This is a genomic window from Micromonospora halotolerans (assembly GCF_032108445.1).
In the GTDB taxonomy this organism is placed as follows: domain Bacteria; phylum Actinomycetota; class Actinomycetes; order Mycobacteriales; family Micromonosporaceae; genus Micromonospora; species Micromonospora halotolerans.
The window spans coordinates 1,470,323-1,485,657 of sequence record NZ_CP134876.1; the positions used below are offsets into that span (position 1 = coordinate 1,470,323).

Consider the following 15,335-nt stretch of genomic DNA (forward strand, 5'->3'; position numbering starts at 1 on the left):
CCGTCGGTCGTTTTCGGGTAGGGGGCATCGCGGGACGCCGCGAGGGCGGCTCCCGGAGGTCGGAAGGGGTGGTCAGCGCACGGCGGGTAGCTGGACGTCGACCCGCAGGCCGCCGTCCTCGCCGGGCCGCGCGGCGATGATGCCGTCGTGCGCCTGGGTGATCGAGCGGGCGATGGCCAGGCCGAGCCCGGCGCCGCCGCCCTGGTTGGTCCGGTCCCGGGCCAGGCGCCGGAAGGGTTCGAACAGGCCGGCGACCGCCTCGCCCGGCACGGCCTGGCCGGAGTTGGTGACGGTCAGCGCCGGGTCACCGCCGACGGTGACGGTGAGCCGGCCGCCCGGCCGGTTGTACTTGATGCCGTTCTCCACGAGGTTGGTGACCAGGCGCTCCAGCAGCACCCGCTCGCCCGGCACGACCCGGGGCACCAGCCGGCTCTCCACCGTCACCCCGGCCTCGGCCGCCCGGTCCACGTACGCGGCCAGCACGGTGGTGACGATCTCGTCGAGGCGCTGCGGGGTGGAGGAGCGCAGCCCCTGGTCGCTCTCGCTGAGCGCGAGCAGGCCCTCGATGAGCCGCTCGTTGCGCTCGTTGGTGGCCAGCAGCTGGGCGGTGAGCAGGTCGAGCTGCTCACCGGTGAGGGTCTGCGCCATGCCGACCTCGATGAGCGTCCGCTGCACCGCCAGCGGCGTCCGCAGCTCGTGCGAGGCGTTCGCGGCGAACCGCCGCTGCCCCTCGTAGCCGGCCGTGACCCGGTCCATCATGTCGTCGATGGCGCGGGCCAGCCGGGCCAGCTCGTCGCGGCCGCCGCGGCGGATCCGGTGACCGAGGTTCTGCGGCCCGAGGTCGGCGATCGGGTCGGCGAGGTCGCGCACCGGGCGCAGGCACCAGCGGGCCGCGGCCCAGACGGCGACCGCACCGGCCAGCAGCACCAGGAGCTCGGCCAGCCCGGGCAGCAGTGGGACGAACGGGCGGGCCGGCTCGCACACCACACCGATTGTCGGCACGTCGCAGAACTCGTGGGCCCGCCACCACACCTGGCCCAGCAGCCACTTGCCGAAGCCGGGCAGCCAGTAGCCGACGAGCAGGGCGAGCACCCCGACCAGCAGGACGCGACGGCGGGGGCTCACGCCGGCTCGCCGATCCGGTAGCCGGCCTTCGGCACGGTGTGGATGACCGACGGCTGGCCGAGCTTCTTGCGCAGCGTCATCACGGTGACCCGGACCGCGTTGGTGAACGGGTCGGCGAACTCGTCCCAGGCCTGCTCCAGCAGCTCCTCGGCGCTGACCACGCCGCCGCCGGCCCGCATGAGCACGTGCAGGACGGCGAACTCCTTGGGGCTCAGGCCGAGCGGCCGCCCGTCCCGGGTGACCGTGTGCCGGGCCACGTCGAGCACCACCCCGTGCCGCTCCAGCACCGGCGGGACCGCCGGGGCGGACCGCCGGCCGAGCGCCTGCACCCGGGCCACCAGCTCGGCGAAGGCGAACGGCTTGGTCAAGTAGTCGTCGGCGCCCAGCCCGAGGCCCGCCACCCGGTCGCGGATGCCGGCGGCGGCGGTGAGCAGCAGCACCCGGGTGCCGGCCGCGGACCCGGCGAGCTCCCGGCACACCTCGTCGCCGGTGGCGCCGGGCATGTCCCGGTCCAGCACGGCCACGTCGTACCGGTTGACCCCGATCCGCTCCAGCGCGCCGTCCCCGTCGTAGCAGACGTCGACCGCCATCGAGAACCGGCGCAGCCCCTCGGCGACCGTGTCCGCCAGCAACCGCTCGTCGTCCGCCACCAACACCCGCACCGCTGTCCGCTCCCCCGTGCTCCGGTCATCCGTCCCGCATACGGTCCCAGGCAGGAGATAAGGGTTCCGTAAGCGCCGCCGGAGCAATCCTCCACGCCGGCGGGCAGGCGCCGGCGCCCGTCGTGCCGTCTGGGGCGTTCGTCCCGGCCGGAGGGGCCACGGGTGGCCGAGGAGGTGACCCGGATCACTGCGGGCGCGTGATCCCGAGGGTGCTCTGCGCGGGGAGCAGGCCGGTGGCCACGACCGCCTGGGTGACCGGGGCGACGAGCTGGGCGAACCGGCCGGCCGCCGGCCCGAGCGCCCGCCACGGGGCGGCGGCCAGCTCGTCGGTCCGCCGCTCCACCTCGTCGCGGAGCCGGCGGCCGGCGTCGGTGGCCACCCCGTCGCCGTCGACCAGGCCCCGGGCGGCGAGCCGGTCCCGGGCGGCCGCCCACTCGTCGGCGCTCCACCGGCGGCTGGCGAAGACCGCCACCGGGGCGGCGCCGACCGCGGCGAAGGAGACCAGCGACTCGGCCGGGTCCAGCCCGGCGGTCCGCAGCGCGGCGATGTGGCCGTCGCCCCGGTGCTCGCGCAGGATCGTGACCGCCTGCCAGAGCGCGAGGTGCGGCGCGTCCGGCCAGGGCAGGTCGGCGTTGGCGGCGGCCAGCGGACGGCCGCCCAGGTCGGCGGCGCGCACCGCGCGGCGGGCCAGGGTGGCGGCCTCGGCCAGCTCGGCCGACTCGACCCGGTCACCGAGCAGGGAGCGCAGCGCCCGGTCCACGCCGGACAGCCGGGCGGCGAGCACCTTCGCGGGGTCGGCGGTGGCCCAGACGGGCGGCACGTACTCGGCGACCATCCGAGGGCTGAAGCTGTAGTAGGTGGCGGCGACCAGGTTCGGGCCGGCCGCCCCGAGCGGGGCGCTGCGCAGCGCGAAGTAGCCGGGCCAGCGCTCGTCGGTGGCCAGGCCGAGCCCGGCGGCCTCCTCGGTCAGCTCGGGCGCGTAGTAGACCAGCGCGTGCACGGGCTCGATGAGCTGCCACATCCTGCGGACCATCGCGAGTTCCATCCCGACCTCCCCGATCGCATCTTGTCATCGACAAGTTTGGGAGTCCGCCCGGAACTTGTCAACGACAAGTTCAGCGGCGGCTTGGCGATCGGCGGTGAGCTGGGTCACCATGGGCGCGAGGAGGTCGCCGATGGCTGACCCGTGGCTCGCCCTGGAATTCGGCGCCGATCCGGCCGAGCGGATCGCTCAGGTCGGCGCCGCCCACGAAGCGTTCCTCACCGCCGGCACCACCACGGGCCGGGTCCGCGACGTGGTCCGCCGGTCGTGGGAGCGGTCCGCGCTGCTCGACCCGGAGGCCACCGCCCCGGTGGACCTCACCGACGACGCGCTGGCGGACTACCGCGCCGCCCACCCCCTGAACCGTGTGCTGCCCCTCTTCCGCGACCTGCTCGGCGGCATCGCGCTGGACGGCGCGCACCTCATGGCGGTCTGCGACGCGGACGGACGGCTGCTCTGGGTGGAGGGGCATCCCGGCGTGCTCCGGCACGCCGAGCGGATGAACTTCGTGCCCGGCGCCCGCTGGGACGAGGCCCACGCCGGCACGAACGCGCCCGGCACCGCCCTGGCCGTCGACCACAGTGTGCAGATCTTCGCCACCGAGCACTTCGTCCGGCCGGTGCAGCGCTGGACCTGCGCCGCCGCCCCGATCCACGACCCGGCCACCGGCCGGCTGCTCGGCGCCATCGACATCACCGGCGGAGACCACCTGGCCACCCCGCAGAGCCTGGCCCTGGTCCGGGCCACCGCCCGGGCCGCCGAGGCGTTCCTGGCCGGCGCCCCCACCGAACCCGACGTGCTGCACGTGGCCGCCCTGGGCCGGGACGAGGCGGAGCTGCGCGTGGCCGGCCGGCGGATCCGGCTCGGCCGCCGGCACAGCGAGCTGCTGGTGCTGCTCCTGGACCACCCCGAGGGGCGCACCGGGGAACAGCTCGGCCTCGACCTCTACGGCGACGACCGGCTGCACCCGGTCACCCTGCGCGCCGAACTGTCACGGCTGCGCCGGGCCCTCGGCGACGAGCTGCTCGACTCCCGCCCGTACCGGCTGCGGCCGGCGGTGCGCGCCGACTTCCGTACCGTCACCGAACTGCTCGAGGGTGGCGACGCGGCGGGGGCGCTGCGGGCGTACCCCGGGCCCCTGCTGCCCGGGTCGGACGCGCCCGGAGTGACGCGACTGCGCCGGCTGGTCGACGGCCAGCTCCGCGCGGCCGTGCTGGCCGCCGCGGACCCGGCGCTGCTCACGGCCTGGACCGCGACGCCCACCGGCGCCGACGACCTCGCCGCCTGGCAGGCCCTGGCGCGGGCGTTGCCGCCGGGCGCGCCGCGCCGGCCGCTCGCCCTGGCCCGGGCCCGCCAGCTCGCCGAGGAGTACGACCTGCCGCGCGCAACGTTCCTGCAACGTCGCGGAAGCTAACGTCCCCGCCGTCCACCCCTGACGGACGGCGGAGGTACCCATGACGCGCTACGACGCCCCCACCCACTGGCAGTCCCGCTACGACCACTTCATCGGCGGCGAGTACGTGAAGCCGCACGGCGGCCGGTACTTCGAGAACCCGACCCCGGTGACCGGGCAGACCTTCTGCGAGGTGGCCCGGGGCACCGCCGAGGACGTGGAGAAGGCCCTCGACGCCGCACACGGCGCCGCCGACTCCTGGGGCCGCACCTCGGTCGCCGAACGGTCGCTGATCCTCAACCGGATCGCCGACCGCATGGAGGAGAACCTGGAATCCCTCGCCATTGCCGAGACCTGGGAGAACGGCAAGCCGGTACGCGAGACCCTGGCCGCCGACATCCCGCTGGCCATCGACCACTTCCGCTACTTCGCCGGGGCGGTCCGGGCCCAGGAGGGCTCGCTCGGTGAGATCGACGACGACACGGTGGCGTACCACTTCCACGAGCCGCTCGGCGTGGTCGGGCAGATCATCCCGTGGAACTTCCCGATCCTCATGGCGGTCTGGAAGCTCGCCCCGGCGCTCGCCGCCGGCAACGCCGTGGTGCTCAAGCCGGCCGAGCAGACCCCGGCGTCGATCCACTACCTGCTGTCGCTGGTCGCCGACCTGCTCCCGCCCGGCGTGGTCAACGTGGTCAACGGCTTCGGCGTCGAGGCGGGCAAGCCGCTCGCCTCCTCGCCCCGGGTGGCGAAGGTGGCGTTCACCGGCGAGACCACCACCGGGCGGCTGATCATGCAGTACGCCAGCGAGAACATCAAACCCGTCACCCTGGAGCTGGGCGGCAAGAGCCCGAACATCTTCTTCGACGACGTCAGCGCTGCTTCTGACGACTTCCGGGACAAGGCCCTCGAAGGCTTCACCATGTTCGCGCTCAACCAGGGCGAGGTCTGCACCTGCCCGTCGCGGGCGCTGATCCAGCAGGGCCACTACTCGGACTTCCTGGCCGCGGCGGTCGACCGGACGCAGCAGGTCACCCAGGGCCACCCGCTGGACACCGACACGATGATCGGGGCGCAGGCGTCCAACGACCAGTTGGAGAAGATTCTGTCCTACCTGGACATCGGCCGGCAGGAGGGCGCCAAGGTGCTGACCGGCGGTGCGCGCGCAGACCTCGGCGGCGAGTTGTCCGGCGGCTACTACGTCGAGCCGACGATCTTCGAGGGCGACAACTCGATGCGGATCTTCCAGGAGGAGATCTTCGGTCCGGTCGTCTCGGTGGCCTCCTTCGCCGACCTCGACGACGCCGTGAAGATCGCCAACGACACCCTCTACGGCCTGGGCGCCGGCGTCTGGACCCGGGACATCAACACCGCGTATCGGGCCGGGCGGGCGATCCAGGCCGGCCGGGTCTGGACCAACTGCTACCACGCGTACCCGGCGCACGCCGCGTTCGGCGGGTACAAGCAGTCCGGCATCGGCCGGGAGAACCACAAGATGATGCTGGAGCACTACCAGCAGACCAAGAACCTGCTGGTCAGCTACTCCCCCAAGAAGCTGGGCTTCTTCTGATGGGCGACCCCGTCACCCTGACGCCCGCGGCGGCCGGTCTCATCCGGTCGCTGCGGGCGGCCCACGGGCCGATCATGTTCCACCAGTCCGGCGGCTGCTGCGACGGCAGCGCCCCGATGTGCTACCCGGCCGGCGAGTTCCGCACCGGCGGCTCCGACGTGCTGCTCGCCTCGCTGGAGGTCGACGGGGTGCCCGAGCCGGTCGAGTTCTGGATGTCCACCGCCCAGTGGGAGCTGTGGAAACACACCCGGCTCACGGTCGACGTGGTGCCCGGCAGGGGCAGCGGCTTCTCCCTGGAGGCACCGGAGGGCGTCCGCTTCCTCATCCGCTCCCACCTGGCCCGCTGACTGTCCGAGATCTTCCAGCTCGCCGGCACCGCGCCGGTGGGATTCTGACGCCGGTCCACATCGGATCAGCCCTCACCACCGCCAGACAGGAGCCCGCGCATGCGCCCGGTCCGACAGTCCCTGCTCGCCGGCGGCCTCGCCACGCTTGCCACCGCCACCACGCTCGGCCTCGCACCCGGCGCCGCCGTGGCTTCGCCGGCCCCGAGGATCTCCGTGAACTGGTTCGGCACGGCCGACGTTCCCGCGCACGCCGCCACGATCGGCGGCCGGTACGCCTGCGGCGCCGAGCGGGGCCTGGCGTACATCGAGGTCCACCTCGGCCAGCGGGTCCGCCGGGGCTCGATCACCGGCTTCGGCTTCGGCGTGATCGGGGCGTGCACCGACGACCGGACCGCCGGCGCCTGGACGGCGACGATCCCCGCCGACCGGGGCGCCTTCCGCGGCGGGCCCACCACCGCCATCGCCCGCCTCGTCGTCGAGCCCAACTCGCTCACCGAGACCACCGAACCACTCCGCCTCGTCCGACACTGCGCCCGACACTGACGATCAGCGGGCGTCCAGGAGGGGCTGTCGCGGGTTCCAGGGGTCGCCGCCGGCGGCGTCGCGGCGGCGGCGGGCGATGGCCGACAGGGCCTCCAGCACCACCCGGTTGCCGAGGTACGCGGTGATGTCGGCGTGGTCGTAGGGCGGGGCGACCTCGACCACGTCCACGCCGACCACCGGCAGCTCGTAGCAGACCCGGCGGACGGCGTCGAGGAGCTGCCGGGAGGTGAACCCGCCCGGCTCGGGCGTGCCGGTGCCGGGGGCCATGCCCGGGTCGACCACGTCCACGTCGACGGAGAGGAAGACGCCCTCGCACTCGTCGGTGGCGATCGCGAACGCCTCGGTGAGGCACTCGTCCAGGCCGCGCGCCACCACCTCGGTCATCTCGTACGAGCGCATCCGCTGGTCGGCCATCCAGGACAGGGTCTCCGGTCCCGGCCAGTAGCCGCGCAGGCCGATCTGGAGGAAGCGGTCGCCGCGGACCGCGCCGGACTCGATGAGCCGGCGCATCGGCTGGCCGTGCCCGTGCAGCGAGCCGAACTCGATGTCCCCGGTGTCGGCGTGCGCGTCGAAGTGCACCAGGGACACCCGGCCGAGCCCGTGGTGCCGGGCCACCCCGGTGGCGTCCGGCAACGCGATCGAATGGTCGCCGCCGAGCACGATCGGGATCGCCCCGGCGGCGGCGACCGCGTGCACGGCGGTCTCCAGCGCGCCCAGCGAGCGCTCGATGTCGCCGGAGAACATCTCGACGTCGCCGGCGTCGTAGACGCACAGGTCCCGCAACGCGTCCACGCGCAGGGCCAGGGAGGGTCGGGAGCCGTCGTGCGGCAGATAGCAGGCCTGCCGGATGGCGGACGGGCCGAACCGGGTGCCCGGCCGGTGCGAGGTGCCGCCGTCGAAGGGCGCGCCGACGATCACCACGTCGGCGTCGGCGTACGTCACCGGCTCCTCGAGCGTGCACGGCGGCACGCCGAGGAACGTCACGTCGGGGCCGAACATCGGGCCGTAGCGGGTCACCGCTCCTCCATTCCCCACGGCGAGCCGTAGCCGGTGAGCAGGTCGAGGAAGGGTACCGGGGGCAGCGCCTCGGGGCCGAGCACGCCGGTGCCGGACCAGGCGCCGGTGGCCAGCAGCTCCAGGGCGACGACCGGGTTCACGGCGGTCTGCCAGACCACCGCCTGGTGGCCGTACTCGGCCATCGACCACTCGTTGTCGACCACGTGGTAGAGGTAGACCCGCCGTGGCCGGCCGTCGACACCGGTGCCGGTGACGTATGTGCCCGCGCAGGTCTTGCCGCGCATCCGGTCGCCCAGGGTGGCCGGGTCGGGCAGGCAGGCGGCCACCACGTCCCGTGGCGACACCTCGACGCCGCGGACGCGCACCGGGGAGACTGCGTCGAGGCCGAGCTTGTGCAGGGTCTTCAGCACCTCGATGAACTCGTCGCCGAGGCCGTACTTGAAGGTGACCCGCCTGGCCTTCACCCAGCGCGGGATGAGCAGCACCTCCTCGTGCTCCACGTTGACGCACTCGACCGGGCCGATGCCCTCGGGGAACTCGAACACCTCGGGCTCGGAGAACGGCGGGGTCGTGAACCAGCCCCGGTCGGCCTCCCACACGACCGGCGGGTTCAGGCACTCCTCGATGGTGGTCCAGATGGAGAACGAGGGGGCGAAGTCGTAGCCGTCGACGGTGAGGTTGGCGCCGTCGCGTACCCCGATCTCGTCGATCTCGGTGAACAGTTCGTCGGCGGCGTAGCGCGCGAAGACGTCGGAGAGTCCGGGTTCGACGCCGATGCCGCAGAGCGCCAGCCGGCCGGCCTCCGTCCAGGCGGCGGCCGCCGCGAACTGCTCGTCGCCGAGCTTCACGCCGGTCTCGGCGTGCGGCGCGTCCGGGTGCGGCCGGGACAGCGACATCGCCATGTCCAGGTAGTCGGCCCCGGCGGCGAACGCGCCGTCGAAGATCGGCATGACGAAGCGCGGGTCGACCGCGTTCAGCACGTGGGTGATCCGGTGCTCCCGGCAGAGCGCGGCGACCGCCTCGGCCGAGGAGGCGTCGACGGTCGCGGCGACGAACCGGTCGCCGTGGCCGGCCACTGCCCGCGCGGCGCGGGCGGGGTCGTGGTCGGCGACCACCATGGTCTCGAAGAAGGAGCGGCGGGCGGCGATGGATACGGCGGCGGAGCCGACGCCACCGGCGCCGACGAGGAGGATACGCATCAGGAGTCGAACCCCAGTCCAAGACGATCGAGAGTACGGAGCCAGAGGTTGCGCCGCCCCTCCCGCGCGTCGGCGCGGGCGAGCGACCAGCGGGTGAGGTGGATGCCAGTGGCCCGGATCGGCTCCGGCGGGAACGGCAGCGGCTTGCGGCGGACCAGGTCGAGCCGGGTCAGCGGGGTCTCCTCCCCGCCGAGCAGGTCGAGCATCACCCGGGCGCCGAACCGGGTCGCCCCGACGCCGAGCCCGGTGTACCCGGCCGCGTACGCCAGCCGCCCCTCGTAGGCGGTGCCGAAGAACGCGCAGAACCGGGTGCAGGTGTCGATGACTCCGCCCCAGCGGTGGCTGAAGCGGAGCCCCTCCAACTGGGGGAAGGTCGTGAAGAAGTGCGACGCCAGGGCCGTGAAGGTGGCCTCGCGCTGCTCCAGCTCGGGCGCCATCCGGTTGCCGTAGTGGTAGACCGCGTCGTAGCCGCCGAACAGGATCCGGCCGTCGGCGGTGATCCGGTAGTAGTGGAACTGGTTGCCGGTGTCGGCCAGCCCCTGCCGGTTGCGCCAGCCGATGGCGTCCCGCTGGGCGGGCGTCAGCGGCTCGGTCATCAGCGCGTAGTCGTAGACCGGCACCAGCCAGGCGCGCAGCCGGCGCAGCAGCGGCGGGAACGCGTTGGTGGCCAGCACCACCTGCCGGGCCCGCACCGCGCCGGGTGCGGCGTCCGGGCCGCCGGCCGTGGCCGCGCGCAGCGCGCCGCCGTCGCGGGCCAGCCCGGTGACCCGGGTGTGCTCGTGGATGCGGACGCCCAGGTCGAGCGCGGCGCGGCGCAGCCCCCAGGCCAGTCGGGCCGGGTCGAGCAGGGCCACCCGGTCCCGGTCCCACATCCCGCCCAGGTACGTCGGCGAGGCCACCTCGGCGCGCACCTCGTCCCGGTCGAGCAGCCGGACGTCGTGGCCGTACCGGCGGGCCAGCTCGGCGTCCTCGGCGAGGCCGGCGAGCTGGTACGGCTCGACGGCGACCGCCAGCTCCCCGGTGCGTTCGAGGTCGCAGTCGATGCCGTGCTTCGCCACGGTGGCGGCGATGGCGTCCAGGTTCTCCCGGCCGAGCCGCTCCAGCTCGTCGATCTCGGCGGGCCACCGCTCGGCCCCGTTGGCGAGGCCGTGGGTGAGCGAGGCGGCGCAGAACCCGCCGTTGCGTCCGGACGCCGCCCAGCCGCAGGTGCCCGCGTCGACCAGGAGCACGTCCCGGCCGGGGTCGGCCTCCTTGGCCAGCAGGGCGGTCCAGAGTCCGGAGTACCCGCCGCCGACCACCAGCAGGTCGGTGTCGTGGGCGCCGGTCAGCGGCGGCAGCGCGTCCGGGCGGTCCGGCCGGTCGAGCCAGTACGGGACGGGCGCGGCGTCGGCCAGCGCCCGGCCGGTATGCGGGAGTGTCATGACGCGCTCTTCGAGGCCCCGACGGCGGCGACGGGAGCCGCGAGAGCGGCGCGGCGAGCCCGGCGGCCCCGCAGCGAGCTGGCCCCGACCAGCAGCAGCGCGATCGCGAACATCGCCGTGCCGATGACGTTGACCTGCGGCGGGATGCCCCGCTGGGCGGCGCCCCAGACGTACATCGGGAAGGTGACCGTGGTGCCGGCGTTGAAGTTCGTGATGATGAAGTCGTCGAAGCTGAGCGAGAAGGCGAGCAGCGCCGCGGCCACGATGCCGGGCAGCACCAGGGGCAGGGTGATCCGCCGGAACGTCTGCCACTCGCTGGCGTAGAGGTCCATGGCGGCCTCCTCCAGCCGCCGGTCCATGCCGGCGAGCCGGGCCTTCACGGTGACCACCACGAACGACACGCAGAACATCACGTGCGCGATGACGATGGTCCAGAAGCCCTGGGGCACGCCGGCGGCCACGAAGAGGGCGAGCAGCGAGGTCCCCATCACCAGCTCGGGGGTGGCCATCGGCAGGAAGATCAGGCCGTTGATCCCGGACCGCCCGCGGAAGCCGTGCCGGACCAGGGCGAACGCCATGAGCGTGCCGAGGATGGTGGAGACGACGGTGGCGATCAGGCCGATCTCCATGCTGCGGACCACCGCGTCGCACATGTCGGAGGTGGCGCAGGGGTGGGTCCAGTTGTCGAGGGTGAACTCGTTGAAGTCGTAGGACAGCCGGCTGGACGGCCGGTTGAAGGAGAGGCCGGCGACCACCACGATCGGCAGCGACAGGTAGCCGAGGACGAGCAGGGCCACGCCCATCACCCACCGGTCGGCGAGCCACCGCCGCATCACAGAGCCGGCCTTTCGTTCGCGACTGCGGGGCTCCGCTTCGCTGCACTCCTCGCGCTCACAGGACCTCCTCCGTGCCGGCCTTGCGCAGGTAGACGAAGACGATCGCGAGGATCGCCGCCATCAGCAGGAACGACAGCGCCGCGCCCTGCGGGTAGTCCAGCCGGACCAGGAACGCGGAGTCGATGACGTTGCCGATCATGTATTCGTTCGGGGTGCCGAGCAGCTCGGCGTTGATGTAGTCGCCGGTGGCCGGGATGAAGAAGAGCAGGGTGCCGGCGATCAGCCCGGGCATCGACAGCGGCAGGGTGACCCGCCGGAAGGCGCGCAGCGGGCTCGCGTACAGGTCGCTCGCCGCCTCCAGCAGCCGGGGGTCGAGCCGCTCCAGGCTCGCGTACAGCGGCAGCACCAGGAACGGCAGGAAGTTGTACGTCAGGCCGAGCACCACCGCGAACGGGGTGGCCAGCAGCCGGCCGTCGGCCCCGAGCAGGTGCACGTCCCGCAGCAGGCCGACCAGAGCGCCGTTGTCGGACAGGATGGTCTTCCAGGCCAGGGTGCGGACCAGGAAGCTGGTGAACATCGGCGCGACCACGGCGACCAGCAGCAGGTTCTTCCACCGGCCGGCCTTCTGCGCGATCGCGTACGCCAGCGGGTAGCCCATGAGCAGCGCCAGCACCAGCGCGATGGCCGAGTAGGCGAACGACCGGGCGAACTGCGGCCAGTACGCGCTCAGCGCGTCCCAGTAGTTGCCGACCTCCCCGGTCATGGCGTAGCCGGTGGCCAGGGATCCGCTCGGGTCGTAGAGGCTGGCCGCGGCGAGCTGGAGCAGGGGCAGGACGAAGAAGATCAGCAGCCAGGCGGCGCCCGGCAGCAGCAGCAGGTACGGCAGCAGCCTGCTCCGCCCCCGGCGGGGCCCCGGCGCCGCGGCCGGTTGCCCCGCCGAGGTCGGTACATGGGCCAGGGCGCTCATGACAGCGCACCCACCGGCGGCTCGTCGAGCACCGGGCTGGTCTGGTCGTCCTCGCCGGCCGCCCGGGGCAGCAGGAAGGCGTGCCGCGGGTCCCAGTGCGCGGTCACCGGGGCGCCGACGGCCAGCCGTCCGCCGTCCCCGGTGTTCGCGGCGAACGCGGACAGCTCGCTGCCCCACGCCGTGCGCACGAGGTACTGGGTGCTCACCCCGACGTACGAGGCGTCGGTGACCACCCCGCCGACGTGCTGGTGGCCGGCGGGCACCTCGTCGGGGCCGCCCACCAGGTGCAGCTTCTCGGGACGTACCCCGAGGAAGACCGTCCCCTGGTCGGTCCGGGCCCGCCCGGCGGGCACCGAGAAGCGGGCGCCGTGCGCGGTGACCGCCACGTCCTCGCCGCTGCGGCCGGCGGCCTCGCCGGCCAGCAGGTTGGACTGGCCGAGGAAGTTCGCCACGAACGCGGTGGCCGGGTACTCGTAAAGGTCGGCGGGGGCGCCGAGCTGCTCGATCCGGCCGGCGTTCATCACCGCGACGGTGTCGGCCATGGTCATGGCCTCCTCCTGGTCGTGGGTGACGTGCACGAAGGTGATGCCGACCTCGGTCTGGATCCGCTTCAGCTCGATCTGCATCTGCCGACGCAGCTTGAGGTCGAGCGCGCCGAGCGGCTCGTCCAGCAGCAGCACCTGCGGGTGGTTGATGAGCGCCCGGGCCAGCGCCACGCGCTGCTGCTGGCCGCCGGAGAGCTGGGCCGGCTTGCGCCGGCCGTACCCTTCGAGCTGCACCAGGGCGAGCATCCGCTCGACCTGGTCGGTCACCGCGCGGATGCCGCGCCGCCGCAGCCCGAAGGCCACATTCTCGTGGATGTCGAGGTGCGGGAAGAGCGCGTAGCTCTGGAACACCGTGTTCACCGGCCGCTTGTACGGCCGCAGCCCGGCGATGTCCCGGTCACCGAGCAGCACCTGCCCGCTGGTCGGTTCCTCCAGCCCGGCGATCATCCGCAGGGTGGTGGTCTTACCGCAGCCGGACGCCCCGAGCAGGGCGAAGAACGAGCCCTGCGGGATGGTGAGGCTGAGGTCGTCCACCGCGGTGAAGATGCCGAAGCGCTTGGTCAGGTTGGCCAGCCGCAGGTCGCCGGCCGGTGTCTCGCGCTCCCGCGTTTTCGTGCCCATGTCTCTCACGCCCCGATGACCTGCTGGAACTTGGTCTCGTACTCCTTCTCCTGTTTCTCGTCCAGGGCCATGAAGACCTTGGACTTCGACAGCATCGCGTCGTCCGGGAAGATGAGCGGGTTGGCGGCCAGATCCGGGTCGATCTTCTCCATCTCGGCCTGCGCGCCCTGCACCGGGCAGATGTAGTTGACGTAGGCGGCGAGCTTCGCCGCGACCGCCGGGTCGTAGTAGTAGTTGATCAGCTCTTCGGCGTTGGCCCGGTGGCTGGCCTTGTTCGGCACGAGCATGTTGTCCGACCAGAGCATCACGCCGGACTCGGGCACCACGAACTTGATCTTCTCGTCCTCGAAGCCGAGCTGGACCACGTCGCCGGACCAGCCGATGCAGGCGGCGATGTCGCCCTTGGCCAGGTCGGGGGCGTAGTCGTTGCCGGTGAACTTGCGGATCTGCTTGGAGTCCACGGCCTTCTTCAGCTTGTTGAGCGCGTCGTCGAACTGCGCCGGGGTGAAGTTCGACGGGTCGTGACCGCCGGCCTGGAGCAGCAGGCCCATGGTGTCGCGCATCTCCGACAGCGCGGTCACCTTGCCCTTCAGGTCCGGGCGGGTGAGCAGCTCGTCGACCGTGCGGATCTCCTTGGCCACCTTGGCGTTGTACGCGAGCCCGGCCAGGCCCGACTGCCAGGGGATGGCGAGCTGGTTGTCCTTGTCGAAGGAGCGGCCGCGCAGCGAGGGCAGCAGGTTCGCCTCGACGTTGGGCAGCTTCGCCTTGTCCAGCTTCTGGATCCAGCCGAGCCGGATCATCCGGGCCGCCATCCAGTCGGTGAGGACCATGATGTCGCGGCCGGTCGTCTGACAACCGGCGAGCTGGTTCTGCACCTTGCCGAAGAACTCGTTGTTGTCGTTGACGTCCTCGGTGTACGTCACCTGGATCCCGGACTTCGCGATGAACGCGTCCAGGGTGGGGCGCTTGGACTCGTCCTTCTCGTCCACGTCCATGTACTGCGGCCAGTTCGAGAAGGCCAGCTTCTTCTCCGTGGCGGAAAGGTCGTCGCTCTTGCAACCGGCCTCGGTCTGCTGTGCGCCCTTGGTGCCGCAGCCAGCCAGGGTGCCCGCCGTGGCGAGCAACGCGGCCGAGCCCAGGGTCCCGGTGAGCAGACCGCGCCGGGTGAGGTGCCGGAGGGGACTACGCATGTGACGACTCCTCGGGGGGTCATCGTCGGCGGCGGGACGGGGGTGGCGCGCCGGCGGGAGGGTCAGTGGCGATGGACGACTGATCCTGACATGAGGTGACCTCCCTTACAAGGGATTCCGTTGCCGGAATAGCGAAGGACCACGAAATACGCCAGACTGCGCCGGGGCACTACGCTCAGCACGAGGATTCGGACATGGGGAGCGGACGATGGCCAACCGGCAACTGGAGAACGGCAACGGCAGCCGTCGCGTGACCGTGCGTGAAGGCGCGAGTCACGCTCTGCTCGACGACGTGGCCAAGCAGATCATCGAGCAGCTCCAGGAGGATGGGCGGCGCCCGTACGCGACCATCGGCAAGGCGGTGGGCCTCTCCGAGGCGGCCGTGCGGCAGCGGGTGCAGCGCCTGCTCGACGCCGGGGTCATGCAGATCGTGGCGGTGACCGATCCGCTCCAGCTCGGCTTTCCCCGCCAGGCCATGATCGGCCTGCGGACCGACGGCGACCTGGAGAGCGTCGCCGACCGGCTGGCCGAGTTCGAGGAGATCGACTACGTGGTGATCACCGCGGGGTCGTTCGACCTGCTGGCCGAGGTGGTCTGCCGCAACGACGAGCACCTGCTGGAGATCCTCCAGAAGCTGCGCGGCGTGCCGGGCGTCGTCTCCACGGAGGCGTTCGTCTACCTCAAGCTGCGCAAGCAGACCTACAGCTGGGGAACGGCCTGATACGGATTCCGTTGCCGTGACAAACGCCGCACGCTGAATCCGTTGCCGTTCGCCCCTGACGCTTGCGTTATCGGCATTGGCTGTGGGATAACCGTGGGCAGAGCGGCCGGTGTCCCCCCTGACCGGCCCGAGACCCGAT

At 72.6% G+C, this 15,335-nt stretch carries 15 protein-coding genes; 5 read left to right on the forward strand and 10 right to left on the reverse strand.

Annotated elements, in window-relative coordinates; all coding sequences use genetic code 11:
- Positions 1-72: 72 nt before the first annotated feature.
- The 3 genes from RMN56_RS06740 to RMN56_RS06750 all read right to left on the reverse strand — a co-directional run bounded on the left by RMN56_RS06740 (position 73) and on the right by RMN56_RS06750 (position 2,832).
- Positions 73-1,125: a sensor histidine kinase gene (locus tag RMN56_RS06740; protein WP_313722968.1), complete on the reverse strand. Its 1,053-nt coding sequence runs from the start codon at positions 1,123-1,125 to the stop codon at positions 73-75.
- A complete protein-coding gene (locus RMN56_RS06745) occupies positions 1,122-1,787 on the reverse strand; it encodes a response regulator transcription factor (RefSeq protein ID WP_313722969.1) in 666 nt (221 codons plus the stop codon). The genes RMN56_RS06740 and RMN56_RS06745 overlap by 4 nt, the downstream gene beginning before the upstream one ends.
- Before the next feature lie 184 nt (positions 1,788-1,971).
- The gene (locus tag RMN56_RS06750; protein WP_313722970.1) at positions 1,972-2,832 is read right to left on the reverse strand and encodes an SCO6745 family protein; all 861 of its coding nucleotides are present in this window, start codon (positions 2,830-2,832) and stop codon (positions 1,972-1,974) included.
- 130 nt (positions 2,833-2,962) lie between these two features.
- On the opposite strand from RMN56_RS06750, the gene RMN56_RS06755 reads away from it, so the two are divergent.
- The 4 genes from RMN56_RS06755 (at position 2,963) to RMN56_RS06770 (ending at position 6,679) form a co-directional block, all read left to right on the forward strand.
- On the forward strand, positions 2,963-4,243 hold the full coding sequence (locus tag RMN56_RS06755; protein ID WP_313722971.1) for a GAF domain-containing protein: 1,281 nt from the start codon (positions 2,963-2,965) through the stop codon (positions 4,241-4,243).
- Between the two features lie 40 nt (positions 4,244-4,283).
- Positions 4,284-5,789, forward strand: coding sequence for an aldehyde dehydrogenase (gene adh / locus RMN56_RS06760; protein ID WP_313722972.1), 1,506 nt, complete (start codon positions 4,284-4,286; stop codon positions 5,787-5,789).
- Positions 5,789-6,136, forward strand: a complete 348-nt coding sequence (locus tag RMN56_RS06765) for a DUF779 domain-containing protein (protein WP_262286605.1) — start codon at positions 5,789-5,791, stop codon at positions 6,134-6,136. The genes adh and RMN56_RS06765 overlap by 1 nt, the downstream gene beginning before the upstream one ends.
- A 99-nt stretch (positions 6,137-6,235) precedes the next feature.
- Entirely contained in the window at positions 6,236-6,679 is a 444-nt protein-coding gene (locus RMN56_RS06770; RefSeq protein WP_313722973.1) for a hypothetical protein, read from the forward strand.
- 3 nt (positions 6,680-6,682) lie between these two features.
- Here the strand turns inward: RMN56_RS06770 and speB are convergent, their stop codons facing one another.
- The 7 genes from speB to RMN56_RS06805 are packed head-to-tail and all read right to left on the reverse strand — an operon-like array spanning position 6,683 to position 14,475.
- The gene (speB, locus tag RMN56_RS06775) at positions 6,683-7,696 is read right to left on the reverse strand and encodes an agmatinase (protein ID WP_313722974.1); all 1,014 of its coding nucleotides are present in this window, start codon (positions 7,694-7,696) and stop codon (positions 6,683-6,685) included.
- Positions 7,693-8,895: a saccharopine dehydrogenase family protein gene (locus RMN56_RS06780; RefSeq protein ID WP_313722975.1), complete on the reverse strand. Its 1,203-nt coding sequence runs from the start codon at positions 8,893-8,895 to the stop codon at positions 7,693-7,695. The genes speB and RMN56_RS06780 overlap by 4 nt, the downstream gene beginning before the upstream one ends.
- Positions 8,895-10,316, reverse strand: a complete 1,422-nt coding sequence (locus tag RMN56_RS06785) for an NAD(P)/FAD-dependent oxidoreductase (protein ID WP_313722976.1) — start codon at positions 10,314-10,316, stop codon at positions 8,895-8,897. Before RMN56_RS06785 ends, RMN56_RS06780 begins: the two co-directional genes overlap by 1 nt.
- A complete protein-coding gene (locus tag RMN56_RS06790; protein WP_313722977.1) occupies positions 10,313-11,149 on the reverse strand; it encodes an ABC transporter permease in 837 nt (278 codons plus the stop codon). The genes RMN56_RS06785 and RMN56_RS06790 overlap by 4 nt, the downstream gene beginning before the upstream one ends.
- A 58-nt stretch (positions 11,150-11,207) precedes the next feature.
- Complete coding sequence (locus tag RMN56_RS06795) at positions 11,208-12,119, reverse strand: ABC transporter permease (protein WP_313722978.1); 912 nt, start codon at positions 12,117-12,119, stop codon at positions 11,208-11,210.
- Positions 12,116-13,285 (reverse strand): ABC transporter ATP-binding protein, encoded by a 1,170-nt coding sequence (locus RMN56_RS06800; protein ID WP_313722979.1) that lies wholly within the window; start codon positions 13,283-13,285, stop codon positions 12,116-12,118. The genes RMN56_RS06795 and RMN56_RS06800 overlap by 4 nt, the downstream gene beginning before the upstream one ends.
- 5 nt (positions 13,286-13,290) lie before the next feature.
- Positions 13,291-14,475 (reverse strand): ABC transporter substrate-binding protein, encoded by a 1,185-nt coding sequence (locus tag RMN56_RS06805; RefSeq protein WP_313722980.1) that lies wholly within the window; start codon positions 14,473-14,475, stop codon positions 13,291-13,293.
- 208 nt (positions 14,476-14,683) lie between these two features.
- On the opposite strand from RMN56_RS06805, the gene RMN56_RS06810 reads away from it, so the two are divergent.
- Entirely contained in the window at positions 14,684-15,196 is a 513-nt protein-coding gene (locus RMN56_RS06810; protein WP_151464013.1) for an Lrp/AsnC family transcriptional regulator, read from the forward strand.
- Positions 15,197-15,335: the final 139 nt, after the last annotated feature.